General features: G+C 44.4%; 26 protein-coding genes. 21 read left to right on the top strand and 5 right to left on the bottom strand.

The genetic code is table 11. The features are described 5' to 3' along the window. Positions 1-320 precede the first annotated feature (320 nt). From ACXAEA_RS19095 to ACXAEA_RS19070, 6 genes are all read left to right on the top strand, one after another. Positions 321-1,472 (top strand): MFS transporter, encoded by a 1,152-nt coding sequence (locus tag ACXAEA_RS19095; protein WP_475098170.1) that lies wholly within the window; start codon positions 321-323, stop codon positions 1,470-1,472. A gap of 123 nt (positions 1,473-1,595) precedes the next feature. After that, positions 1,596-2,354, top strand: coding sequence for a threonine/serine exporter family protein (locus ACXAEA_RS19090; RefSeq protein ID WP_475097427.1), 759 nt, complete (start codon positions 1,596-1,598; stop codon positions 2,352-2,354). A gap of 15 nt (positions 2,355-2,369) precedes the next feature. Further along, complete coding sequence (locus tag ACXAEA_RS19085) at positions 2,370-2,813, top strand: threonine/serine exporter family protein (protein ID WP_475097426.1); 444 nt, start codon at positions 2,370-2,372, stop codon at positions 2,811-2,813. A 133-nt stretch (positions 2,814-2,946) separates the two neighbouring features. Further along, entirely contained in the window at positions 2,947-3,477 is a 531-nt protein-coding gene (locus tag ACXAEA_RS19080; RefSeq protein ID WP_475097425.1) for a PadR family transcriptional regulator, read from the top strand. Between the two features lie 85 nt (positions 3,478-3,562). After that, positions 3,563-4,561: an alpha/beta fold hydrolase gene (locus ACXAEA_RS19075; RefSeq protein ID WP_475097424.1), complete on the top strand. Its 999-nt coding sequence runs from the start codon at positions 3,563-3,565 to the stop codon at positions 4,559-4,561. 41 nt (positions 4,562-4,602) lie between these two features. Further along, complete coding sequence (locus ACXAEA_RS19070) at positions 4,603-5,238, top strand: histidine phosphatase family protein (protein WP_475097423.1); 636 nt, start codon at positions 4,603-4,605, stop codon at positions 5,236-5,238. 125 nt (positions 5,239-5,363) lie between these two features. Here the strand turns inward: ACXAEA_RS19070 and ACXAEA_RS19065 are convergent, their stop codons facing one another. After that, on the bottom strand, positions 5,364-6,353 hold the full coding sequence (locus ACXAEA_RS19065) for an NADPH:quinone oxidoreductase family protein (protein WP_475097422.1): 990 nt from the start codon (positions 6,351-6,353) through the stop codon (positions 5,364-5,366). Positions 6,354-6,764: 411 nt separating this feature from the next. Here ACXAEA_RS19065 and ACXAEA_RS19060 point away from each other — a divergent pair, with 411 nt between their 5' ends. The 7 genes from ACXAEA_RS19060 to ACXAEA_RS19030 all read left to right on the top strand — a co-directional run bounded on the left by ACXAEA_RS19060 (position 6,765) and on the right by ACXAEA_RS19030 (position 12,663). Continuing rightward, on the top strand, positions 6,765-7,934 hold the full coding sequence (locus ACXAEA_RS19060; RefSeq protein WP_475097421.1) for an MFS transporter: 1,170 nt from the start codon (positions 6,765-6,767) through the stop codon (positions 7,932-7,934). Further along, positions 7,915-10,044: a formate dehydrogenase subunit alpha gene (fdhF, locus tag ACXAEA_RS19055; RefSeq protein WP_475097420.1), complete on the top strand. Its 2,130-nt coding sequence runs from the start codon at positions 7,915-7,917 to the stop codon at positions 10,042-10,044. The genes ACXAEA_RS19060 and fdhF overlap by 20 nt, the downstream gene beginning before the upstream one ends. Positions 10,045-10,058: 14 nt before the next feature. Continuing rightward, positions 10,059-10,457, top strand: coding sequence for a 4Fe-4S dicluster domain-containing protein (locus ACXAEA_RS19050; protein ID WP_475097419.1), 399 nt, complete (start codon positions 10,059-10,061; stop codon positions 10,455-10,457). A 427-nt stretch (positions 10,458-10,884) separates the two neighbouring features. Then, positions 10,885-11,619: an Mrp/NBP35 family ATP-binding protein gene (locus ACXAEA_RS19045; protein WP_475097418.1), complete on the top strand. Its 735-nt coding sequence runs from the start codon at positions 10,885-10,887 to the stop codon at positions 11,617-11,619. A gap of 24 nt (positions 11,620-11,643) precedes the next feature. Beyond that, positions 11,644-12,171 carry a QcrA and Rieske domain-containing protein gene (locus ACXAEA_RS19040; protein ID WP_475097417.1) on the top strand — a complete coding sequence of 176 codons (528 nt, stop codon included), beginning with the start codon at positions 11,644-11,646 and terminating at the stop codon, positions 12,169-12,171. Continuing rightward, complete coding sequence (locus ACXAEA_RS19035; protein ID WP_475097416.1) at positions 12,164-12,361, top strand: hypothetical protein; 198 nt, start codon at positions 12,164-12,166, stop codon at positions 12,359-12,361. Before ACXAEA_RS19040 ends, ACXAEA_RS19035 begins: the two co-directional genes overlap by 8 nt. A gap of 89 nt (positions 12,362-12,450) precedes the next feature. After that, positions 12,451-12,663 carry a hypothetical protein gene (locus tag ACXAEA_RS19030; RefSeq protein ID WP_475097415.1) on the top strand — a complete coding sequence of 71 codons (213 nt, stop codon included), beginning with the start codon at positions 12,451-12,453 and terminating at the stop codon, positions 12,661-12,663. Between the two features lie 30 nt (positions 12,664-12,693). On the opposite strand, the gene ACXAEA_RS19025 is transcribed toward ACXAEA_RS19030, so the two are convergent. After that, complete coding sequence (locus ACXAEA_RS19025; RefSeq protein WP_475097414.1) at positions 12,694-13,203, bottom strand: hypothetical protein; 510 nt, start codon at positions 13,201-13,203, stop codon at positions 12,694-12,696. A gap of 373 nt (positions 13,204-13,576) precedes the next feature. On the opposite strand from ACXAEA_RS19025, the gene ACXAEA_RS19020 reads away from it, so the two are divergent. After that, the gene (locus ACXAEA_RS19020) at positions 13,577-16,318 is read left to right on the top strand and encodes a dynamin family protein (protein WP_475097413.1); all 2,742 of its coding nucleotides are present in this window, start codon (positions 13,577-13,579) and stop codon (positions 16,316-16,318) included. A 166-nt stretch (positions 16,319-16,484) separates the two neighbouring features. Here ACXAEA_RS19020 and ACXAEA_RS19015 read toward each other — a convergent pair whose 3' ends face one another. The 3 genes from ACXAEA_RS19015 to ACXAEA_RS19005 form a co-directional block, all read right to left on the bottom strand. Further along, complete coding sequence (locus ACXAEA_RS19015; protein WP_475097412.1) at positions 16,485-17,264, bottom strand: formate/nitrite transporter family protein; 780 nt, start codon at positions 17,262-17,264, stop codon at positions 16,485-16,487. 157 nt (positions 17,265-17,421) lie between these two features. After that, entirely contained in the window at positions 17,422-18,636 is a 1,215-nt protein-coding gene (locus ACXAEA_RS19010; protein WP_475097411.1) for an MFS transporter, read from the bottom strand. Between the two features lie 107 nt (positions 18,637-18,743). Further along, complete coding sequence (locus tag ACXAEA_RS19005; RefSeq protein WP_475097410.1) at positions 18,744-19,115, bottom strand: VOC family protein; 372 nt, start codon at positions 19,113-19,115, stop codon at positions 18,744-18,746. A 174-nt stretch (positions 19,116-19,289) separates the two neighbouring features. On the opposite strand from ACXAEA_RS19005, the gene ACXAEA_RS19000 reads away from it, so the two are divergent. The 7 genes from ACXAEA_RS19000 (at position 19,290) to ACXAEA_RS18970 (ending at position 25,061) form a co-directional block, all read left to right on the top strand. Then, positions 19,290-20,099, top strand: a complete 810-nt coding sequence (locus tag ACXAEA_RS19000) for a basic amino acid ABC transporter substrate-binding protein (RefSeq protein WP_475097409.1) — start codon at positions 19,290-19,292, stop codon at positions 20,097-20,099. Between the two features lie 127 nt (positions 20,100-20,226). Continuing rightward, positions 20,227-20,883 (top strand): amino acid ABC transporter permease, encoded by a 657-nt coding sequence (locus tag ACXAEA_RS18995; RefSeq protein ID WP_475097408.1) that lies wholly within the window; start codon positions 20,227-20,229, stop codon positions 20,881-20,883. Next, positions 20,880-21,602 (top strand): amino acid ABC transporter ATP-binding protein, encoded by a 723-nt coding sequence (locus ACXAEA_RS18990; protein WP_475097407.1) that lies wholly within the window; start codon positions 20,880-20,882, stop codon positions 21,600-21,602. The genes ACXAEA_RS18995 and ACXAEA_RS18990 overlap by 4 nt, the downstream gene beginning before the upstream one ends. A gap of 171 nt (positions 21,603-21,773) precedes the next feature. Beyond that, entirely contained in the window at positions 21,774-22,490 is a 717-nt protein-coding gene (locus ACXAEA_RS18985; protein WP_475097406.1) for an MBL fold metallo-hydrolase, read from the top strand. Between the two features lie 4 nt (positions 22,491-22,494). Beyond that, positions 22,495-23,064 (top strand): TetR/AcrR family transcriptional regulator, encoded by a 570-nt coding sequence (locus ACXAEA_RS18980; RefSeq protein WP_475097405.1) that lies wholly within the window; start codon positions 22,495-22,497, stop codon positions 23,062-23,064. 95 nt (positions 23,065-23,159) lie between these two features. Further along, positions 23,160-24,350, top strand: a complete 1,191-nt coding sequence (locus ACXAEA_RS18975) for a M14 family zinc carboxypeptidase (protein WP_475097404.1) — start codon at positions 23,160-23,162, stop codon at positions 24,348-24,350. A gap of 282 nt (positions 24,351-24,632) precedes the next feature. Beyond that, positions 24,633-25,061, top strand: coding sequence for a hypothetical protein (locus tag ACXAEA_RS18970; protein WP_475097403.1), 429 nt, complete (start codon positions 24,633-24,635; stop codon positions 25,059-25,061). Positions 25,062-25,079 lie beyond the last annotated feature (18 nt).

The following is a 25,079-nucleotide window of genomic DNA, read 5'->3' as shown; positions in this document are numbered from 1 at the left end:
GGGAAAATTTTTTTTTGAAAAAAGAAAAATGAACCTTTGATGATTTTGCTAGTAAAACAGTAGGGTGTACCATTCTTTCTCAAAAAACTAAATCGAAATAATCAGACGTTCAAGCACTAAGCAAAATACATTCAATATCACATATTTTTCCTTTTATTTATCCAGCTGGCTGTGCTATTATTTAGAAATGCGAAATATACTGGTTAAATCTTCTCATACAGAAGGTTTTTTCTTTTTTTTACACAGCTGTTTAGATAAAGGGGAGAAACAAATTGTCACATACAAAAGAGCCTTTATGGACATCTTCATTTATAAAACTGATGGTAGGGAATCTATTCATTTTCATGTCATTCCAGATGCTGATTCCAACCTTGCCGCCTTATATAAAATCAATCGGCGCCAGCGGTACAGAAATCGGGTTGGTCACTGCACTTTTTTCCATCGGGGCAGTTTTGAGCAGGCCGTTCATTGGCTTCATGCTTGAATACAAAGCGCGCAAACCGCTCGTCCTGATTGGTGCGCTGATGCTATTACTGATTACATTCCTTTACCCGCTGTCTCAGGTGGTCGTTATTTTCCTGGCATTCCGCCTGCTTCACGGCCTGGCCTGGGGATGGTCAACAACAGTGAATGGAACGGCTGCAGTCGATGTTGTCCCTAATTCCCGATTAGGAGAGGGAATGGGCTATTATGGCCTTTCCATCACCATCGGGATGATTATTGCCCCTAGTCTTGGGATTTTCTTGTTCCAGGTGACATCTTTCGAGAATCTTGTCTATATTTCAGGGCTTCTTGGTGTCATAGCCCTGGTGCTTCTTGGGACAGTACATTATCAAACTCCTGCAGAAGTACTTAATACGAAGAAAGAAGATTTGAAATTTTCCTACCTTGGATCTTTGGTTGAAAAATCTGGGTGGTTCCCGGCATTTATTACTCTGATGATCTGTCTGGGATATGGTGCTATTGTGACTTTCATTGTGATTTTTGCTGAAGAACGGGGAATCGAGCAAATCTTCTTGTTTTATCTTTTTAATGCAATCCTTGCTTCATTTTCCCGTCCGATTGCTGGTAAATGGTTTGACCGCAATGGTCCAAGGGGATTGGTAATTGTAACAACCATCATCACCTTTATCGGTATGTGGGTGCTATCCTTTGCTCATTCCAACCTTATGATCGCCGTTGCAGGGGTTTTGTTCGGCATTGGGTTTGGGTCATTGATCCCGACACTCCAGTCATGGACACTATCAATAACGGCATCCAATCGCCGAGGTGTCGCTAACGGCATGTTCTTTTCTTCTATTGACCTTGGGATCGGATTAAGCGGGTTGGTATTTGGATTGCTGGCACAATATTTTTCAATCGCTGCTCTATTTCAGTTATCCAGTGCTTTCATGATTTTTGCAGTGATTTTTACCATAATGGAGGGACGGAAAACGAAAGAAATCCGCCAGCCTAAAGAAGCTATGTCCTGATCATATTTTCCTGAGTCAGTCCGATAAAATGGGCTGGCTTTTTACTTGGTTGCACATGAGCTCTCTTTTGATTTAAACTGATAAAGAAATTTACACAGTACGTATTGGTAAGTGAGGACAATTATGGAGAAACAGGATCAGACATTTGAAGTGATGCGTGCATGCCTGCTTGCGGGCAAGATAATGCTTCAAAGCGGTGCAGAAACTTACCGGGTAGAGGATACGATGTCGAGGATGGCTTCTGCCTTTGGCATTGATCAGACGCATAGTTATGTAACGCCAACCGGAATCATCTTTTCTGTCGAAGGGGTAGGACCCGAAAAAACGAAGCTCGTCCGGATTTCAGACCGGACAACCGACTTGCGAAAAGTGGCGATGGTCAACAGTGTTTCGCGGAAAATCAGCAGCGGCGAGGTAGGTCTCGAGGAGGCTATCAATCTCCTTAAGGAAATGGAGAAAGCCAACTTAACCTACTCTTTTAAGATTCAAATCACAGCGGCAGCGATTGCGAGCGGGTGTTTTACCATCATGTTCCTTGGCAGTTGGCTCGACTTTCTGCCATCAATGGCGGCGGGAGGAATAGGTTTCTTCCTGGTCGTATATTTACACAGGATTGTTCCGGTAAAATTTTTCGCTGAATTCCTATCTTCTTTCTTTATTGGGATGGTAGCGTTCTTCTTTGTAAAATTGGGCCTGGGGCAGGAGCTTGATAAAATCATTATTGGATCGGTAATGCCGCTTGTGCCTGGCTTATTGATCACAAATGCTGTCCGGGATTTGATGGCCGGCCATTTGGTTTCAGGTTTGTCAAAAGGAGCTGAAGCACTGCTGACGGCATTTGCGATCGGTTCGGGAATCGCGGCAATATTATCATTTTTATAGGCAGGAGAAAAAGCGATGATGTATATAGAACAGCTTATTACAAGCTTTATTGCTTCAGCAGCATTCGGAATCATCTTTAACGCGCCGAAAGAATCATTGATTAAATGTGGATTTTCCGGGATGGTTGGCTGGATCGTTTATTTTGCCCTTGATATCAATGGGTTCGGGACAATTTTTGCCACCTTGATGGCCTCATTTTTAATCGCTGTCGTCAGCCAGGTGTTTGCAAAAGCATACCGGACACCGATCATCATTTTTAGTGTCGCAGGGATTATCCCATTGGTGCCAGGCGGACTGGCATATGATGCGATGAGGAACTTCGTGGAGAATGACTATAATGTAGCGCTCTCTTTGGCAGCGAAAGCATCGATGATCTCTGGCGCAATAGCCGTTGGACTTGTTTTTTCTGAAGTGATCAACCAGGTAATCAGACGGTCAAGCCTCGGTCCTGCAAAATAGTTGGGGAAGATCCAAATTGAATTTGGGTCTTTTTTTTGTCAATCAATGAGCAGATGATTCTGTTGACATTTATTAGCAAAATATTTAAGATGTAATTATCCAACGTTGGTTATTTTAGAATGGAGTTGTGAAAGTGTCAAAACTCATTATTCTTGGCTTATTGAAAAATAAGCATATGCATGGATATGAGATCCAGACCATAATCCAGGAGAGCAGAGTAGACCAATGGGCAAATGTGTTATCTGGTTCGATTTATTATGCTCTTAATAAATTGGAGACGGATGGGAGCATCGAAACAGTCAGGGAAGAACGTACAGGTGCCCGGGTTCGGAAAATCTATGGGATTACAAAAAAAGGAGAAGAGGAGTACATCGAGTTATTGAAGGAGAATTTAAAGGCTCATCCTCACTCTTTAAAATCTGATTTCATGCTTTCATTAGCAATGGTTGAAAAGCTTCCGAAGCAGGAGGCACAGGTGATCCTCAGCGAGAACCTTAATGAATTACAAGAAATGATGAAAAACTGGCTTAAGGGAAAGGAAAACAAAGCAAATTCTGAGGCATATAATCCGGTTATGGCATATGCGTTTGAGAACACGCTGGAAATAATTAAGGCAGATATGGCACTTATTGAAAAAGTAATTAATTATTTGGAATCAAAATGACTTTTCAGAAATGAAAAGTTGTTTTTAACCCTAAATATCCAACATTGGATATTTGAATTTGGATAAGCTGGAAGGGATGAGTATTATGAATATTTTTGTTAAGACAAGACCAATTTTAGATGAAAAGGGCTTGGTTAAAGAAAATAGTATTTCTGAGCTTGTAAACGTGCGTTTAGGAGGGGTTGAGCAAAGCATATTGATTAGGGGAGAGGATAAAAGAAATCCTGTAATGTTAATGATTCATGGTGGGCCGGGGCAAAGTGAAATGTATTTATCGCATGTCCTTAATGGACCATTGGAAAGATTTTTTACAGTCGTCAATTGGGATCAGCGCGGAGCTGCAAAGTCATTCTCTAATTCCTTAAAGGTGGATAGCATGAATTTGGAGCAGTTGCTCTCTGATGCAGAAGAGCTGATACTCTTTATAAAAGAACAATTTGGAAAGCAGTTTGAGAAATTTTATTTGCATGGGCATTCCTTTGGGACCATTCTTGGTATGCTGATGGTAAAACGGTATCCGCATTATTTTATAAAATATGTGGGGGTCGCGCAGGCCACAGGCTTGCTGGAGAACCTGAAAGTCAGCTATCAGTTTGTAATCGATCAAGCTGAGAAAACGGGAAACAAGAAAGCTCTAAGTGAACTGCAATCAATCGGAAAACCTCCTTTTTATAACTTCTCGAAGGGCTTGTGGAAATATTCAGTCTGGTTGGAGAAATTTGGTGGCAAGATGCACAGCAAACCAGGGCGAGATGTTTTCAAATATATATTTTCAGCACCGGAATACAGCCTAAAAGATAAAATTAATTTTTTTAGGGGTTCCTTATTCAGTGTAAAGCACCTTCATCAGGAACTGCTTGCAACTGACCTGCGGAAATTGGTGAAGAGTGTAGAAGTTCCCGTCTGCTTCTTTCTCGGCAGACATGATTATTCTGTACCTTCACAGCTTGCTGAAAGATATATGGAAACTTTATCGGCTCCAGAAAAAGAAATCGTCTGGTTCGAGAATTCCGGACATATGCCACACTATGAAGAAACCGAACTTTATCATATGAAATTAATAGAGGTATTTTCAGGGGAATGAAGAAATAATCTAGATAGCTTAATATGAAAAGGGTTGAGAACATGGAGATTTTATTGATCAGGCATGGTGAGTCGGAAGGGGATATCCTTCAGGTTCATGAGGGAAGGGCGGATTTTCTGCTGACAGATCACGGACGTAGGCAGGCAGAGGAAATGGCCAAAGTCGTAAAGGAAAAATATATGCCCGAAGTCATCTGGGCCAGCACGTTGAAACGGGCAAGGGAAACCGCGGAAATCCTGAGCAGGGAAACGGGCATTGAGGTCATTGAAGATGACCGTTTAAGAGAGTTCAACAATGGAGTGTTAGCTGGCCTTCCATACGCTGAGGCCAAATTGCGCTATCCGGAACCAGAGGGCGGAAGGAAGCCACATGAACCCATAGAAGAGGGAGAATCCCAACTCGAATTCCGATTCCGGGCACAAACGATATTTTCAAAGATTCTTGCCGAAAGCGCAGGCCGGAAAAGAATCGCGATTGTCTCACACGGAGGCATGATTTCTAATTTGCTGAGAGCATTTCTAAACTTGCCGGTGTTATCGGATACCTATTTTCCAACTGGAGATACCGGAATCCATTTGTTGAGGGTCAATGGCAGCCAGAAAGTCGTGATGTTCATGAACGACTGCGGACATCTGGAAAAAGTAGACTCAGAGAATACCGTAGTACAAAGTTTCTAGACATTTAGCACATGAAAAATAGCTTTTAAGGTCTAAAAAACAGCCCGGATCCTGAAATGGATGCGGGCTATTTGTTCTAATCAAACTCCGGCACATAGCCCCTCGAGACTAATACGCACTTTGATTTACATTTTTACAACTGTCCGTCCGCGATTCTCGCCTTTTAAGATACGGGATAGTACGCCAGGTAGTTCTTCCAGTGTCACTTCATTTTCGATCGCTTCAAATAATCCTGCTGGCTTCAGGTCTGTGGCCATCCGCTGCCAAAGGATTTTCCTTGTTTCCATTGGGCAGTATACAGAGTCGATGCCAAGTAAATTAATTCCTCTTAGAATGAATGGGAAGACAGTCGTTGCTACATCTGTTCCGCCCGTGAGTCCGCTGACTGCTGCAGATCCGTTGTACTCAAGTTTGCTTAGGATCGCTGCTAGTGTCTTGCCGCCAACCGGGTCTACTGCTGCTGCCCAGAGCTGTTTATCAAGAGGCTTCGCCTTTTCGCCAGCCAATTCTTCGCGGCTGATGACTTCTGCAGCGCCAATTTTATACAGGTACTCGTGCTCTGACTCTTTGCCCGTACTTGCGACTACATGATATCCCCGCTTAGCGAGCATCGCGACTGCCACGCTGCCGACCCCGCCGGTTGCTCCGGTCACTAGGACTTTTCCTTTTTCAGGAGTGAGACCATTTTCTTCTAGTCGGTGCACAGATAATGCTGCCGTGAATCCTGCTGTCCCGAATACCATTGCTTCTCTGGAAGTAAGACCATCGGGAAGAGGCACAATCCAGTCACCGGGTATCCTTGCATATTCGCTGAATCCGCCGTAGTGGGAGACTCCTATCTCATAGCTTGTGGCGATGACCTTATCGCCTTCCTTGAACCGGCTGTCGTCTGAACGGACAATCGTACCGGCAAGGTCGATGCCAGGTACGAAAGGGTAGGATCTGACAATCCTGCCTTGCGGAATGCTCGCCAGCCCATCCTTATAGTTGACGCTTGAGTAGGCAACCTTGATAAGCACTTCACCGGCAGGCAGATCCATTAGTCCAATCGTTTTAACTTCTGCAGAAAAATCTTCCTCTGTCTTGTTCACCATGAACGCTTTGAAATTGTCCATTACTCCCCAACCTTTCTAGTCTTGATAGTTTAAGTATAGGCAAATACATGCCGGACTTCTATTAACTCAACTTACTCATGGCTTTCATTTTAGCATCCATTCAATGGAACTGAATATGACATTTCTTGCTCTTGGTCAACATGCGAAGAAGGTGAAAATTGTGAACTCCGACACAAAATTATTACGATTTTGTGTCCAGTTATTCTAGTGTGACGGACTTCACATATCTTTTAATCTGCCTAACTTAAGATTTAGGTAAGTAAGGTTCATGGTGGAGATTAGTGTGCTAGAAACGCTATCAAATCAATTTTTCACTATTCACAAATTGTTTACAATTGCATCCTATTTTGACTGTTATTCCATGCTAAGATGATTTTGAAATCGGAAACGATTTACAGGGAGGTAGCAAAGTTGTACAAATTCGAGAAATCTTTTTACTCCAAAACAAGCATGTATTCCTTTGTCGTTGTGACTATATTATTTTTCTCAATGTGGTATTCAACATCGAAGTTCATCCATATTGACATGGCGCTTCTGGGATATGCCATCGCATCAGCAGTGTTTGCCATCGGCCTTACAATCAGGATGAGCTTCTGGATGTGGCGTAAAGCGACGAACAGAGTGGCAAAGCGAAGCGTTGATAACCTTTTAAATAAAGAAAGATTAAAGCGGAATTCAAAAGCCCTAGTTAAAACCTTAATCGATAATATCATTTTGCAAAAATTCATTTTCCAGCGCGGGATTTACCGCGGCATCCAGCACTTCATGATTTCATGGGGCTGCATCATATCATTCGCTATCACATTCGGCCTTACATTCGGATGGATGCGTTTCGACCTGATCGACCCGGAAACCTACCAGATCATCGTGTTCGATATGCCGACCATTACGATGGCGGCTCACGGGATTTTCGCTGAGATCGTTTATAACGGCCTTAACATCGGAGCAATCATGGTTTTGATCGGAGCGGGGATGGCCCTATACCGACGCATCACTGACTACGATGTAAAAGTAACCCAGCGATTCGAGTTCGATATTCTGCCATTGATCATTCTTCTGGCAGTAACCGTTACAGGCTTGATCCTGACAATTCAGTACACATTCCTGGATGGCTGGATGCATCATTATATGTCACTTATCCACCAGGTAACAGTGATTATCATGCTAATGTACTTCCCTTTCGGAAAACTGTTCCATGTGCCAATCAGGCCGCTGGCTACAGCCGTTCCAATGAGTTATCAAGAGGTGGTCAAAGTGGATACGAAAGCATGCAAGAGCTGCGGGCAGCCATACAGCAACGACGACCAGATAGCGGATGTCCAGGCAATTTTAAAAAGCCAGAATTTCGACCTGCAGCTAGCGGATGGAACATACCTTTCAGATTACTGCACAGGCTGCCGCCGCCGGATGAGGGCAATGAAACAAATGAACCTTGAAGCGCCAAAAGGAAATCCATACGGACCGGTTAACACAAATAACGGTATTCACATATCAGGATTCAGCAAAAAACGTTCGGAAGAGTTTTACGGAATTGAACAGGATTCAAAGGAGGAAAAAGTCAATGAGCCAGTTTCTCGTTAAAGAAGGCGTTAAGAACCAGATCCGCAAAGGGGAAAAGCTAGTCACAACCCACTGCTGCTACTGTGGAATGCAATGCGGTATGCACATCCGCGTCGATGAAAAAAACAACAAGGTTGTAGGTGTAGAACCTCGGTATGACTGGGTTTTAACCAAAGGGAAAATGTGTCCTAAAGGAGTTACTGCCTATCAGACAGTCGACCATCCGGACCGGATCAAAACGCCTTTGATCAAAAAGAATGGCAAGTTTGTTGAAGCAACCTGGGATGAAGCGCTCGACTTGATTGAAAGCAAATATAAAGGAATCCAGGGAACATACGGCAAGGATGCAATTGGGGTCTACGGCGGCGTATCGATGACAAATGAGAAGTGCTATCTGGTCGGGAAGTACGCACGTGTCGGCCTCGGTACTCGATATATCGACTATAACGGCCGCTACTGCATGAGTTCTGCAGCCGGCGGTTTCAACAAGACGCTTGGCATGGACCGCGGTTCGACACTTCCCTGGACAGAGCTTGAGCATACGGACACGTTCTTCATGGCTGGATCCAACACAGCCGAGTGCCATCCGACAAGCATCCAGTGGTTCTGGAAGGCGAAGGACAAAGGGGCGAAATTCATTGTTGCGGATCCTCGTGAAACGGCAACCGCACGTTTGGCAGATGTCCACCTTGATTTGCTTCCGGGAACGGATGCAGCGCTAGCAAACGGCATCATGCACTTGTTGATCAAGCATGACTATGTTGATCACGAGTATGTCCAGGAACGCTGCAATAATTTTGCTGAATTAAAAGAAATGACGGCGAAATTCACGCCAGAATATACATCGCTGCTTACTGGAGTTGCTGTTGAGAAAATCATCAAGGCAGCGCACATTTTCGGAAAATCACCACGCTCAGTCGTCATGTTCGCACGTGGTGCTGAACAGCAGACTTCCGGTGTTGATAACGTTAGTCTTTATACTTCAATGGCATTGCTGAGGGGGCAAATCGGAAAATTCGCCTCAGGTGTTGCAACTTTCACAGGACAGGGCAACGGACAGGGCGGACGCGAGCACGGACAAAAAGCAGATGCACTTCCGGGCTACCGTAAAATCACCAACCCTAAAGATGTTGAGCACGTAGCCGGCGTTTGGGGCATTAAGCCTGAGGAAATGCCAAAAGAAGGTGTTTCTGCATACGAAATGTTCCATCTGATGCAAGACAAGACGATCCGCGCACTGCATGTCATCTGCTCGAATCCCGTTGTTTCATCACCGAATATCAACTATGTGCAGGAATCGCTCGAAAAGCTCGACTTCCTTGTAGTAAATGACTTCTTCATGTCAGAGACTGCCGAACTTGCAGACGTCGTTTTGCCAGCAACAACATGGGCTGAGGACGAAGGAACGACAACAAATATCGAAGGCCGCGTCATCAGGATCCGTAAGGTGGTTGAGCCGATTGGTGAATCCAAGCCTGACTGGGAAATCATGAAGCTGATCGCTGACCGCCTTGGTAAAGGAAAGTTCTTCGATTACAGCGAGCCGAGGGAAATCTTTGATGAACTGCGCCTCGCTTCAAAAGGAGGCAAAGCGGACTACTTCGGTGTAACATACGAGAAAATTGACGAGCAGGATGGCGTTTTCTGGCCAGCGCCTGCTGAGGATCATAAAGGAACGCCATCTGTTTTCAAGGAGCGTTTTGCTACAGAAGATGGAAGAGCGAATTTGGCAGTCTGCGATTTCAGGGGACCTGCCGAAGTCCAATCAAAGGAATATCCATTATGGCTGACAACAGGCCGGGTAGTGTTCCATTACCTTTCAGGAAACCAGACAAGACGCGTCGGCTTCCTGATGGAGCAATGCCCTGAGCCGTTCGTGGAGATGCATCCTGAACTGGCAAGCCAGTACCAGATTGAAAACGGCGAAAGAGTAAGACTTTCAACTCCGCGCGGCGATATGATCGTTCCGGTAAAAATAACAAAAGCAATTCGCAAAGATACGTTGTTCGTCCCATACCACTGGGGCAAAAAGCTCGCGGTCAACCAATTGACCAGTCCGGCATTGGACCCATTCTCAAGGATGCCTGAATTTAAAGTCTGTGCTGTAAAGCTTGAAAAACTGACGAAATAGGAGGAACGGCTATTATGAATAAGATTATGTATCTCGAATTCGAACGCTGTATCGGATGCCGTGCCTGCCAGGCAGCCTGCCGAGAGTGCGGAGACCATGACGCAAAAGAACGGAACTATGTAGAATATGTTGATTTTACCGAATCGCGCCAGACCTTCCCGATGCTGTGCATGCAATGTAAAGATCCGGCATGTGCGCGTGTCTGCCCGGCTAACGCCATCCAGATCACAGATGAAGGCGTCGTGCTTTCAGCGATGGAGGAAAAATGCATAGGATGCCGCAACTGTACATTCGGCTGCCCATTCGGAATCCCTAAATTCGACTTTGAGAAAAACAAAATGTACAAATGTGATATGTGCTACGACAGAACGCGCTACGATATCGCTCCAATGTGCGCATTCTGTCTGCCCTAGTGACGCGATCCGCTTCATCGACTTCGACGAAATGCAGCAGCTGCGCAGAAGACGCACACAAATGAACCTTGTGGAAGGCAAAAAGCCGCAAGAGGGAAATAAATGGGATTACGTTCCTGAATTCTTCGGTGTTTACACAGATTCTCAGTAATAAATTTATAAGAGCCGGCCGGAAGAGAGCGCTAAGTTCATTAGGGCCGGCTCATATGCTTTACATTGGCTAAGAATATAGCGAAAACCAAAATAATATAGTAAAAATCTGATTTTTATAGCGAAAATCAATATAATATAGCGAAAATCCGATTTAATAGCGAAAAATCAAATTTATAGCGAACTGGAAATTATCAGTGTTTTTTTCAGCATGTTGTTTCGACTGAGTTTTAATAAGGTAGGGAATAATAACCCATCCAAAAAGAGGTGCTTTAAAATGTTAAAAGGAAATGTACTGGCGGTGACAAGCGGAAAGGGCGGAGTTGGTAAATCATCATTATCTGTGAATCTTGCGCTCGCGCTTCTAAAGCTTGGCAAGTCAGTTGCAATCATTGATCTTGATATTTATGGATTCAGCGTACCGAAAATCCTTAATATAGATTCAAAGCCAAAAACGTTCAACGGAAAAATCATTCCGGTAGAAGCGAATGGCATCAAGGTCATGTCAATGGGTTTTCTTGTGAAGGACAATGAGCCCATTGTCTGGCGGGGGCCGATGCTTGGCAAGATGATCCAGCATTTTACCGAAGATGTGCTGTGGGGAGAAATGGATTATTTCATTCTTGATATGCCGCCGGGGACAGGAGACGTGGCACTTGATATGCACCTGATGATCCCCCAGAGCAAGGAAATCGTCGTGACAACTCCGCATAAAGCTGCATCATTCGTAGCGGAGCGTGCAGGAGCGATGGCGATCAAAAGCAAGCATGAAGTCATTGGTGTAGTCGAGAATATGTCTTACTTCAAACCTGAAGACAGCGACCAGAAGTATTTTATTTTTGGTAAAGGCGGCGGCGAAGAACTGGCGGAACAGCTTGGATCGGAATTACTCGGGCAGCTGCCGATCCAGGAAGCAGATGAAAATAGTGAAACACCGGCAATTGCAGCGGAAAACAGCCCGCTATTCAAGGAATATCTTAACCTGGCAGAAAAAATAGATGCTAAGTTTTAACTCTAAGTGCAGGAGGATTAAGCCATGAGTGATGATAAAAACAAAAACCATCATGAAGATGATAAAGATATGATCAAGCTGATCGATAATCTGAACAGGAAAGACGATGTTCATTTGAACAGGAGGGCTTTCTTGAAAGCTTCATTTGGAGCAACGGTCGCCATTGGGCTTGCAACGACTCCGTTTGGAATCTTCACATTCCTGCGCGATGAAAATGGGGAAGTGAAACGAGTAGAAATCACTGACATCGATGACCTGGCAATCGGAGAATCCAGGAACTTCAACTATCCGACGAAAAGTGAACCGGCGATTTTAGTCAGGACTCCCGAGGATAAATTCGTCGCCTACAACAATAAATGTACTCACCTGCAATGTCCAGTCTTTTATGAGCATAAGGAAAATGTTCTCCTGTGCCCTTGCCACAAAGGCTATTTCAATGTAGACAGCGGCCAGCCAATGGCAGGACCGCCACAGCGCGAGCTTCCAAAGATCCTTCTGGAAATCAAAGACGGCAAGGTTTTTGCAGTGGGGAGGGAAGTAAGGCATGGATAAAAAAAGAGCAGCATTCCTTTCGATTTTCCTGTTCCTTGCTGTGAATGTCGTAGCTCTGTCAAACGCGATTGAAGGGTATTATGGGCATGAGGATGAGCGTGTGTATGGCGCAGTGATCGCAGCTTTGATTTCAACCATTTTGGCAACAACAGCATTCTTTATCTGGAAGAAGGCAGAGTATAAAAAGTAGCCTGTCGGCGATGATAAAAGGAGAGCTCTTTTCAATTTTTACTGTTGTGATTTCAGCTTGCGAAAGAATTAAAAGTGGGGATTGAGACGATGGACCTTTTTCATCAAGACCGCAATAAAGAATCAATAGAAGAAGTATTAGAGAACTCAATTGAAATCGAAGAAGATTTGATGCGAACCTATTTAATAACTGCCGAACGTATCCATAATGATTCAGAGCTGAAGGAACGTCTTGAAAACTTCGCCGAAGGAAATGCGAAACGGACAAAGCAGTTGATTGACGAACTGAATAAGAAAAAATGAAGCAGCGATTTTTTTCGCTGCTTCTTCGTTTTAGCCAAACTGATTTGTTGGCACTATTTTTATATTTTTTCCTTCAAACTTTCTTTCCCCGAACAGGGTGATCAAAGTGCAGCTGGTGATCCGGAACGGAATTGGAGCAATTTCATACTCAGCAAGTATTCCGGAGCCAAGTTCTTCTCCGTCCGGATTCACTGCCTGCACGTTTTGGCCTTCAAGCGTTCGCAGCTTAGCTTTCATCAAGAACGCCTTCCACTCTTCCCAGTTCTTTATCAAAAAGGCTTTCTCACCATTCTCCAGATAGCCAAGCTGGCAGTTTCTTTCATCGATCGCGGCCTCGTTCCCATAGCTCAGCTCCAGGATAATATCCCGTAAAAATTGGAACTCATCCAGGTCCAGATATGGATCAATCTGGAATTCGACTTCTTCTGCTGTTCCCTTGATCATGGCAATTGTTTTATTGTTCAGAATGACAGAATGGTTCTTAATATGTTCCGATGCAATATGTTCGATGGGTGTGCCCATAATCTTTAAACTTAGCATAACAATCTCCTTTTCGATCGTTTGATACCTTTCATTATAATGATTTTGCCCTATCAGCGGTGTGACAAACTTCATTTCAACCCCAGAAATTACAACTATAGTTCGAAAGATATAGTTGATTCCCTGATTCGACAACATTTGGCAAATAAATGGCTCTTTTATTAAAAACATTACATATGTTTCAATGCTTGTAGCAGAACTGAAAGCTTCCTGAAATCTTGAATGAAAAATTGTTTGATAGAATACAATGATAAGGTTTGAGGGCAAGCCGGATAAGGGAAAAAGAAAAGTTATCAAACACAAATTTTTACGCCTGAAGAAATCTGAAGGCTCTTTTTTTGGATTAATATTATCAACAGGTCGGAGGAAAGTCATGACATTTGAAGAGCAATTAATCAAAAAGTCGTATTTTGAAACCTATATGGATTCAGGGAACAACCACCCAGTCCGGGTACTTGGAGAACTGTACCTTGCTGAGCAAAAGAATGATATGCCGGATCTATCCTATATTCGCTTTTCTCAGGGAGAGGTCTATTTTCATAATAAAGACTATGAGGCAGCTATTTTTAAATGGGAAAACATCACGAATGAACTGGAGCCATGGGCGAAAAAGAATATGGGGGATGCGTTCCTGGAGCTTGGCCTGCTTTCATCTGCAGAGGATCTGTACCTGTCGATCGATACAGAAAGCAATGTCCTGAAAATTGAAAGCGGACTGCAGCTTTTATCTCTTTATATAGAGCAGGGGAAGCTCGAAAAAGCAGTTGCTGTCATCAAGAAGTCCGTAGCGCTTGATCCGGACTACCCTGGTGTGACAGAAATCGCACGGGCTTTCTTTGAAGAACACCAGGACTGGGGAAATGCTGTCGAACTGGCAGTGAATGAAGCTGTACGCACTGGCTCGCCAAAATGGTTCGATGTCTTGAATCAGTACGTGGACCAGGGGCAAACTGGTCCATTTGCGCCTGAATATTTCAATGAAGCCTTATCTGTGCTTTTCCAGGTGGATCGGAGCCGCTTTGAACAGCTGGCTGTATCCCTGTGGGAAAGCTATAGGGGCAAGAGCTCTTACATGACATGGTTAAAGGATTTCAATCAATTATTCAGCGGAATGGATGGGAATAGGAGAGATGGCTGGAACCAGCTGTCAGCAGTCTATCAGGAAACCTATTTCGACTTGATCAATGGAGACCGTCTGGTAAAGGAAATTTCCCCTTTGATACCAGAATTACTGACCAATTGGCTTAAAATCACGACACCGGCTAACAGTCTTGTATCTGCATCCTCAATCATTGCCTGGAATGAAGTATTTCCTGGATCCATCACTTCATCAGCCATCCATGATGCCGAAACCCTGGTTTTGAATTCGCGAGAATATCATGATGGCTACGAGGATAGCATGAGGCTGTTCCAGTCGATCATTCAATGGGCAGAAGAGCATGAGATTGAGGTAGGCAACAGAATTAAGTGGATGGTACAAGAACTGAACGGATCCAATGTCCATAATCTGTTGATTGCTGGTGTATCAGGCAATGGAAAGTCATCCTTCGTCAATACGATTATGGGTGAAGAACTGATCACGGCTCCGACTGCTGCTGTTATCAGGTTTCATGATCAGGAAAATCCGGAAATCTATGAAATCACGGATACTGACTTCCGCCAGATCACTAATATTGAAGACTTCAAGGAAGCGGCAGGGGTTCGCCGCCAGACACATAAGAATGAAACAATCATTGATTTCAAGGCGCAATTTCCGTTCCTGCGTGAACATGCCCTTGCCCTGATCGATACGCCGGGGGTCAACCGCAATAACTATGACAAGCATCCGCTGTATAATTACCTGCGTTTTGCTGACAGCTTATTGTTCGTGCTTAATGCAAACGATCCATTTACTGAAAAAGAAAGGGAAATCCTTTCGAAAATATCTGAGTACTTCCCGAACCTGCCAATTCACTTCCTGCTGAATAAAATGGATGTTATCTACAGTCAGCAGGAGGCGATCGATATTTTCGATCAAACATGGTCAGAAATCAGCCAATACTACCCTGATGCGAAGATGTTCGCTTTCTCATCCAACTATGAAAAAGGGCAGCAGTTAAAGGATTTCTCAGATTTTATCAAAACAAACAGAAGTGCAGTCAATATTGAAGAGGAACGCACTTCAAAACTGCAGTTCTTTGTCAGAAGAGCCATAACGTATTTGCTTGATAAGCGTATTGAAATCGAGAATAACCATACGGAGTCGATCAGCTGGAATGAAGATATGGTCGGCAAGTTAAACGGCGCAATCAACCAGCTGGGAGACATTGAAGAGGAGAAGTCACGTTCAATCCAGAAATCGTTCCGCAAAATCAAGGATGATACCCGTGCAGAAATCATTGAGAAAATCCCTGAAATACTGCGCGGATGCTCCGATTTGGTAACCGAAGAGAGCGATTTTGGCAAGCTCCATGATGACATGGACAGGGAAATGAACAAAAGGATTCAGGACTATCTTGATGCAACCATCCTGCCAAAATTCCATGATGATCTACAAGGGTGGATTCAATTTTCAAAAGATGAGTTCGACCACAGCCAGAACTATTTGAATGAAATGGCTGAAGGATTCAACTCGATGTATGGAGAGGAAAGAATTCATCTGGATTGTGATTTCCGCGTGCTTGATGACTGGCGCCGGGATGCTGACCGAATGACGAATGGCGTCCATTATGAGAAGGTCAACATCATGCACCGCTCCACACCGCAGCAATTTTTCCTGAAAAGCGCTGGCAAGCTGCTCGGAGTGCTGCCGCAAAATAATGCGATGCTGTATAACCGATACAAGACTTATCTTGAGTCGGAAGATTATTATGAAATCGCCGTGTCAATCGCAAAGAGATTCCTTCAGCAATTCGAAATTTTTGAAAAATCGATTGAACGCGATGTGAATCTATTCTTCAAGCAGCCATTCATCGTTCTTGAAGAAGCAGTAGAAGAGGCACGTTCCGAAATCCAGTATGGCAAGAATGAACTTGAGAAAATGAGAATCAACCCTGAATTGTATCGCGATCCATTGACATTGTACGAAGTAAAACTCCGCCAGTACGAATGGATGACCGCTGCCGGCAGGGGCTGATGTTGATACCGGTTTTGTGATGACGCTTTCGATAATGTCTATCATCATCAACCAGGTTGGCATTACCTATTAAAGCTAAATCATTAAAGCACTCAGCAACTTTATATATGTTCATTAAAAAAAAGCTGGATTTAGAAATCATCTAAATCCGGCTTTTATTTTTTCTCTAGTCTTCAAAATAAGGCTTATTCGCATAGTAATACATCCAACCCATCATGATTCCCCCTCCGATCAGGTTGCCGATTGTCACGGGTATAAGGTTATGGATCACACCAGCAAGGGTTACGGACTCAGGCTGGTCAAGAACCATGCTGATCGCAAAGGTGCACATATTGGCAATGCTGTGTTCATATCCGGAAATGAAAAAGCAGAAGACAAACAACACCATCGCGAACATTTTTGGTCCGTCGCCCTTCATCGCCATCGGCACGAAAAACGCCAGACAAACCAGCCAGTTACAGAGGATTCCCCTGAAGAATAGTTCTGAGGTGGGAGCGAGGGTTTTCTTTTCAGCGACGCTCAGCAAGAACCCGTTAACCGAGTGGTCATCAAACAGCCCAGTTGTGTAAATCAGAAAAGCGAAAGCAGCGGCACCGATTATATTGCCCAGGTAGCTGTATGCCCACATCCTGACGACTTGCAGCCACTCCATTTTTTTCCTCAGTGCAGCAAAGGTATAGTAAAAGGTATTCCCGGTAAACAAATCACCGCCACCATAGGCAATCAGGATAATCGCTGCACCAAAGGTAATCGCCGCCATGGGATAGGCGAAGGGAGAATGCTCCAGGTAAAAGAAATTCCCGGTCTTGAATGCGACGATCACTCCAAAACCGATGAACATCGAGGCAAGAGCCGCTCTCGCAAGATACCGAGTTTTACTCTGTTTAAAAATTTTATGTTTTTTTAAGGCCAGTTTTTCGACCTCCTGCAATGCCTGTACTTCCAAATATGATCACCCGATCTGCAATTAATATGAAGACTATTCTGCCACAAACTTCTGATCCTATGTAAATGTTCCCTTGGCTGATAAATAAAAACCAGATTTCCCGCTTTTATATGCGAAAAAGACTGAATCGAAATGATCCAGTCTTTAAGCCGTATATTCAAAAAGTATTTTTCACGTATTGAGGATTGCGCTGCATGGAGGCGAACAGGACAATGCCGCTTATGAGCAAGAGAGCACTTGTCAGGACAAAAACAGAAGTAAATCCAAAATAACCGGCGAGGAATCCGCCGAGCACGGGACCGATGATGTTTCCGAAGAATCGGAGACTCGTATTGTAGCCGAGCACCTCACCCTGCATCGCAACCGGTGCTTCCTGTCTGATGTATGCAATCCTGACAGGAATGATCCCGCCGATGGTGATGCCAAGCATGAAACGGATCAGGACGAGCTGCCAGATATTATCGACGAATCCTCCTGGGAAATACACGATAGCTGATAAAAACAGGAGGATGACAAGAATTTTTATATAGCCAACCCTGTCGGCAATCTGCCCCCACCTACGCGCCATCAACAGATTTCCAAGCCCTGCAGCCGAAAAGGCAATCCCTGAAAAGAAGGCCAGGTTTGCAGGACCGTGCAATTCCCCGACATATAGGGAAAGGATGGGCTGGATGCTGAAATGGGCGATCTGGACAAGCATGGACATGATCAGGACATTCACCATGATTGGATTGTTGAAGATATGCTGAAGCACCTCTTTGCGGCTGTAGTTCGTCTTTGTTCCCTTCTTGATATCGATCCGGTACTCCATGACCATGAATACTAACAGTCCGGACAGGATAATGAAGGCGGAAGTTGATTGGAAGGTGGTTGCATAGCCGGATGTGTCAGCGAGTACTCCACCGATCATCGGACCGAGCAGTGAGCCAGTAATACTGCCTGTCTGCAGTGTTCCCAACACTTTGCCTGCATGTTCCTTCGGGGTCTGGGTTGATATAAGCGCCTGGGAAACCGGGATGAATCCCGAGAATAATCCCATGAACATTCTCAGTAAAAATAACTCCCATACAGAAGATGCAAATCCTAGTAAGAAGACGGATAACCCCATCCCAAAGGCCATGAAGATCAGGATTCTCTTGCGTCCAAAACGGTCACCCAGCCTTCCGATTACAGGTGAGAAAAGAAAGGCTGTTACAAATGTAATGCTGAACGTAATGCCGGACCAGTTCTGAACATAACTTTCCGAAAAATCACCAAAGGTTTCAATGTACAAAGAGAGAAAAGGCATTACCATTGTCATGCTGCCGGCGATGAAGAAATTCGCAAACCACATGATGATCAAGTTGCGTTTCGCCTTTTGCTGCTGGGTCATTCCATCAACACTTCTTTCTCAGTGCGAATATTTCGCTTTTCTAAATATTATACCAAAATTTTGCTCGATTGAAAACCAACCGAGCAAGCAAAGATGGGTTTCACATTCTAGTGTACCCACTCAAGTAATTCAATTCTATTCCCAAACGGATCATGGACATAAATACGGTTTGCTCCCGGCAGCTTGTCATCTTCTATGTATTGTACTCCTGAAGCCGACAAATGCTCCTTCAATCCTTCGATATTCTCTATTTCAAAGGCAGGATGTGCTTTTTGCGCAGGTACAAATGGCTCCTCAATGCCCACATGAATCTGGCAGTTCCCGTATTGGAACCATGCTCCGCCTCTCTTTTTCAATTCAGCAGGTTTATCAATTTCCTCAAAACCTAATATTTCACCGAAGAATTTCCTTGCCTGTTCTTCAGAACCCTTAGGGGCTGCAAGCTGGATATGGTCAATAGCCTTAAATTTAAACGACATCTGGATCCCTCCCTATTTATTTCTATTTTAAGTCCGGAGGAAAGATAAGGAAATTAGCAGTTTTGAATAAGGAGGAATAAGTTTTTCTTATCATTTCTTACAGTAATACAAGCCTGTTTGCCTACATATAAATTAGTAAAGATTTGTACGTTTCTAAAAGAGGGGGCAATTTGAATGAAAAAAAGATTCTTTGCCATCATCATGATGGCAATAATCGCACTTGTTGTATCTGCATGCGGTACAAGCAGCAATGGAGGAACGAAGAAGGAGCTGAGAGTCGTTACGGATGCAGCCTATGCGCCATTTGAATATATGGAAGGCGACAAGATTGTCGGTTTCGACGTTGATTTCCTAAAGGCAGCCGCAAAAGAAGCTGGTTATGAGCTGAAGTTCGAACATGTCGGCTGGGACCCGATTTTCGTAGAAATTGGAAGCAAGCGCGCTGACATGGCAGTGTCCTCCATTTCAATCAATGATGAGCGGAAGCAGACATACGATTTTTCATTGCCATATTTCTTATCCACTAATAAAATCCTCGTCCGTGAAGACAGTGACATTAAGAGCGCTGCTGACCTGAAAGGAAAGGTAGTGGCAGTCCAGAATGGTACTACCGGGCAGGCGGCAATGGATAAACTGCTCGGCAAGAATAATAAAGATATCAAGAAATTTGATAACAACAACCTGGCCATTATGGAAATGCTCTCTGGCGGGGCAGATGCAGTTGTCGCGGATAACGGCGTTGTTGAAGTTTATGCCAAAAACAATCCGAAAGAAAAACTGAAGGTAATCGAAGACAGCGGCAGCTTCGAGGCAGAATATTACGGCATCCTTTTCCCTAAAGGAACTGACCTGAAGGCGGACTTTGACAAAGCCATTAAGAAAATCGTCGAGAATGGTACTTATGAAAAAATCTATCAGGAATGGTTCGGACAAAAGCCAAACATGGAAATGCTGAAGGCGGAGCAAGAAAAAGCATCAAAATAAAAACATGAATCAATGAATCTGCAAAGATGCGTAACTCTTAAAACAGCGTTACGCATTTTTTTGTAAGGCAGGATGCTCAGCCTATGAAAAAATTCGCTCCAAACTTTGGGGCTTTGGAGGGCAAGCTATGGATTTTCGGTTTGATATTATTTTCGAATACTCTCCTTATCTATTAAAAGGTACGCTGCTGACCATTGGGCTATCATTGGCCGGAATATTAATTGGGACAATCCTCGGTTTGTTCATTGGACTTGGGAAGATGCAGCGCAGGAAGCTGCTCTCATGGCCATTTGTCTGGTATATTACTTTCTTTCGCGGTACCCCGTTATTTGTCCAAATCCTGCTGATCCATTTTGGTGTTGTCCCAATGTTTCTTGGGGAAACAAACGGGATTGCTGCGACCATCATCGCCCTGTCCCTTAATGCAGCAGCTTATATCGCAGAGATTTTCCGGGCCGGCATCCAATCGATCGACCGAGGCCAAATGGAAGCAGCACGCTCGCTTGGGATGACTCACGTCCAGGCCATGAGGTATGTCATTCTGCCGCAGGCATTCAAACGGATGATTCCGCCACTGGGCAATGAATTCATCGTATTGATCAAGGAATCATCACTCGCAGCCATCGTGGCAACTCCGGAAATCATGTACTGGGGCCGGGCAATGGCCGGTCAATATTACCGCGTTTGGGAGCCATACCTCACAGCGGCAGTCATTTACCTGATCCTGACTCTTTCGCTTAGCTTCTTATTAAATCTCCTCGAAAGAAGGCTGAAAACGGAATGATCAAAGTTACTGATTTAGAAAAGACATTTGGCAGCCACAAGGTGTTGAATGGGATTAATGTTTTCGTCCAGCCGCAGGAGGTCGTGGTGGTAATCGGTCCTTCGGGATCCGGGAAATCAACATTTCTCCGTTGCATTAACTTGCTCGAAACGATTACAGCCGGGCATGTCTTAATCGAAGGCATCGATATTACCGCTAAAAATACCAATATCAACAAAGTGCGCGAGGAGGTCGGCATGGTCTTCCAGCACTTCAACCTGTTCCCGCATAAGACGGTAATCGAGAATATCATGCTGGCCCCTCTAAAGGTGCGGGGGGTATCGGGAGAGGAGGCACGTTCGAAAGGCATCGAACTGTTGAAAAAAGTGGGACTTGCCGATAAAGCGGAAGCATATCCCGACTCACTATCCGGGGGCCAAAAGCAGCGGGTAGCGATCGCCAGGGCACTTGCAATGGAACCAAAAATCATGCTGTTCGATGAGCCAACCTCTGCCCTCGATCCTGAAATGGTCGGAGAGGTTCTCGAAGTAATCAAACAGCTGGCAAGGGAAGGGATGACAATGGTCGTCGTCACTCATGAAATGGGCTTTGCCAGGGAAGTCGGTGATCGTGTCATCTTTATGGATGGCGGTCTGATTGTAGAAGAAAACCAGCCTCGCGAACTTTTTGAGAATCCACAGCATGAGCGGACAAAAGCCTTTTTGAGCAAGGTTTTATAAATATGGTAATTGTAAGATAGGGAAGTTATCCTGTCTGGTAGCTTCCCTTTTTCAAACCAAAATGGGTTAAAAACCTATTTTTCATAATTTATCCAATTAGTAATTGTAAAAACTAATGGTATTAGTTATAATTAAAACTAACGATATTAGTTTTATTGGGAGGTTATTCGAATGAGGGTAATCAAAGAGGGCTTTTTGTATCAGCTGACGTTCATGCCAAAGGTTTTTCCGGTTAATTGTTATTTTATTGAGGAAGAGAATGGGCTGACTCTAATAGATGCTGCGCTTCCGAACAGTTCAAAACCAATCTTACAGGCAGCAGAAAAAATTGGAAAGCCCATCAAACGGATTGTATTGACCCATGCACACAGCGACCACACTGGCGCGCTCGATGAATTAAAAAAGAAGCTGGATGTCCCGGTTTATATATCAGCCCGCGATTCCCGCCTTCTTTGCGGGGATGCAGCACTTGATCCTTCCGAACCACAGACGCCGATTCGCGGCGGAATACCGAAGAGCATCAAAACGAAGCCGGATGGACTCCTTCAGGAAGGCGACGAAATCGGCTCTTTGGTTGCAATTGAAACTCCTGGACATACACCTGGTTCAATGTCCTTCCTGGACAGAAGAACATATATGGTAATTGTCGGAGACGCCTTCCAGACCAGGGGCGGAACAGCTGTATCTGGAGTGACAATCCCGTGGTTCCCGTTTCCTGCAATGGCGACATGGAACAAAGAACTGGCGTTGGAAAGCGCAAGAAAGATTCATGAAATTAATCCCGCTTTGCTGGCTGTGGGACATGGGGAATTGCTTCGTGAACCTGGGGCTCAGATTGAAAAAGCCATTCTTAAGGCGGAATCATTTTTACAGCATAAAGGAGCATAGTAAAATGTCGCCACGACCGAAAGTAGCACTTGATAAAAACACCATTGTGCTGGCAGCAGCTGAGCTTGCGAATGAGCAGGGAAGTGAGCAGGTGACGCTTGCAATGCTTGCAAAGAAACTTAATATCAAGCCGCCATCATTATACAACCACTTTGATGGCCTGCCAGGAATCAAAAGGGAGCTCGCCATATTTTCTCTAGAAAAACTGTACACCGGATTGGCGGAGGAAGCTGCAGGCAAGGAGGCTGGGCTGGATGCAGTGATGGCCATAACAAAAGGATATCTGTCATTTGCCAGGAGGAATCCGGGGCTTTATGAGTTTGCATTATCTGCGCCAGATCCTGCTGATGAAGCCGTTAATAATGCCGGTATAAAAATCGTCAGCCTCGTCATTTCGGTGATTCAGCCATTCAACTTATCAGAAGAGGAAGAAATTCATGCCGTCCGCGGCTTAAGAAGCCTTATGCACGGATTTGCTTCACTGGAGCAAAAAGGGGGCTTCGGAATGCCGCTTGGACTGGATGAAAGCTATAAGCTGGCAGTAAAAGCCTTCATCAGCGGTTTGCAAAAATAGAGTATTTTTCAGGTTCTGAAATATTCCTGCCAGTTTTCAATCTTACTCACATACATATATATAGATGCAACTTTTGAAAGAACAGGAGGCACGCTATGGATATATATGTGAGAAGAGGAGATTCCTTTTGGTATTTCAGCAACCTTTTCAACATCCCTCTCCAGTTGATCATAGATTCCAACCGTGATTTGGATCCAAATGAGCTGGAGGCAGGGCAGACAGTGAAAATCCCAGGCTATGCGGCTGTGGATTATCGCATACGGGCAGGGGACACTCTTTGGAAGATTGCCCAGAGCAGGAATATTCAGGTGGATGCACTGCTGGTAGCGAATCGCAATATAAATCCGAATGGATTATATATTGGGCAAATGATCAAGGTTCCTTTAAAAATCACCTGGAGAATTGTCCAGGGGAAAAAGAATTATGATTATGACGCCCTCATGAGTGATTTAAGGAAACTGGAAAATGTATATCCTTTCATGAGGGTGCCATCAATTGGAAACTCAGTTTTAGGCAGGAGAATACCTGAAACACTGATAGGCAATGGAAATAAACGCGTTCATTATAATGGCTCTTTCCATGCAAACGAATGGATCACCACCCCTATAATCATGACATTCCTGAATGACTACCTGCTTGCGCTGACAAATAAGTCTTCAATTCGCGGTCTGTCCATGCTGAAATACTACGGCCAAACAACCTTGTCGATTGTACCAATGGTCAATCCAGATGGCGTGGAACTTGTTCTCAATGGCCCGCCTGAGGAGGCTCCTTGGAATGAACAGGTTGTCGAGATGAACAATGGAAGCACGGACTTCAATGGATGGAAAGCAAATATCAGAGGAGTGGACCTGAACGATCAATTCCCGGCAAAATGGGAGCTTGAAAAGGAACGGAATCCAAGCAAGCCGGGGCCAAGGGATTATGTAGGCCCAAGGCCATTATCTGAACCGGAAGCCATTGCCATGGCCGACCTGACCAGGAGACGGGATTTTTCAAGAGTGCTTGCCTTCCATACACAGGGTGAAGTAATCTATTGGGGCTTTGAAAATCTTGAACCGCCAGAATCAGAAGCTATGGTCAATGAATTCGCGAGGGTAAGCGGATATCAGCCGGTAAAAACAATCGAAAGCTACGCAGGCTATAAAGACTGGTTCATCCAGGACTGGCGGCGCCCAGGCTTTACGGTTGAGTTGGGTTTTGGAATCAATCCGTTGCCATTGTCACAATTTGATGAGATCTATGAAGAAGCTTTGGGAATTTTCCTTGCAGGGCTTTATTTATGAAAAGGCTCTGTCAAAGCTGTAGGTTGATTTTTATACTCAGTTGATTGTAGTGGAAGGCGCGAAGACTCCTGCGGGCGCAGCTGGTCAGATGAGATCCCGCAGGAGCTTGCGACGAGGTTGCTCAGCGCCAGCCCCGCGGAAAGCGAAGCGCCTGGAACGAAAATCAACAGCCTCGTTTAAAAGAGCCTATGAAAAAAGTGATCACCTGTAATAAGGTGGTCTTTTTCTATGGTATTATTTGGATTTTGTTGGTAAAATACTTGTATGTGAAGGGGGAGTAAGGTGACATATTCAGGAAAAATTTCAAAATACATCATGTATATAATTTTATTCTCGGTCTTTTTCATCCAGCCGAATGTCAACAGGACCTTCCAATTTCTGATTGCTTTTGCCGCCATCATGATTCTTCTACTGCAACTCCAATTAACTTTTTTCTCAAATACACTCGAATATAAAATTAAAATCTATAAAGTCACGATTTACCGAAAGGTGCTGACACCAAGCAATATCAAAAAGATCAAGTTCGGCCGGATTGGATGGACGACGAAGAATGCCGTCATCAAGGTGAGAGGTGGTTTCAATATAGGTGTCGCCTATTTTAACAGCGAGCAGCTTATTCTTGAGCTTGAAGAATTTGCTTTGGCCAATCATATTGAAATCCATAAGACGAAGGATTATCTGCTGTTGGAAAAATACTATACGCATCAATAGAAAAAGCATCGGGAAGTT

This window comes from Mesobacillus sp. ABV4_180 (genome assembly GCF_056158485.1).
The sequence above is the reverse complement of the archived record's forward strand: the minus strand, read 5'-3'. Positions and strand labels throughout refer to the sequence as shown.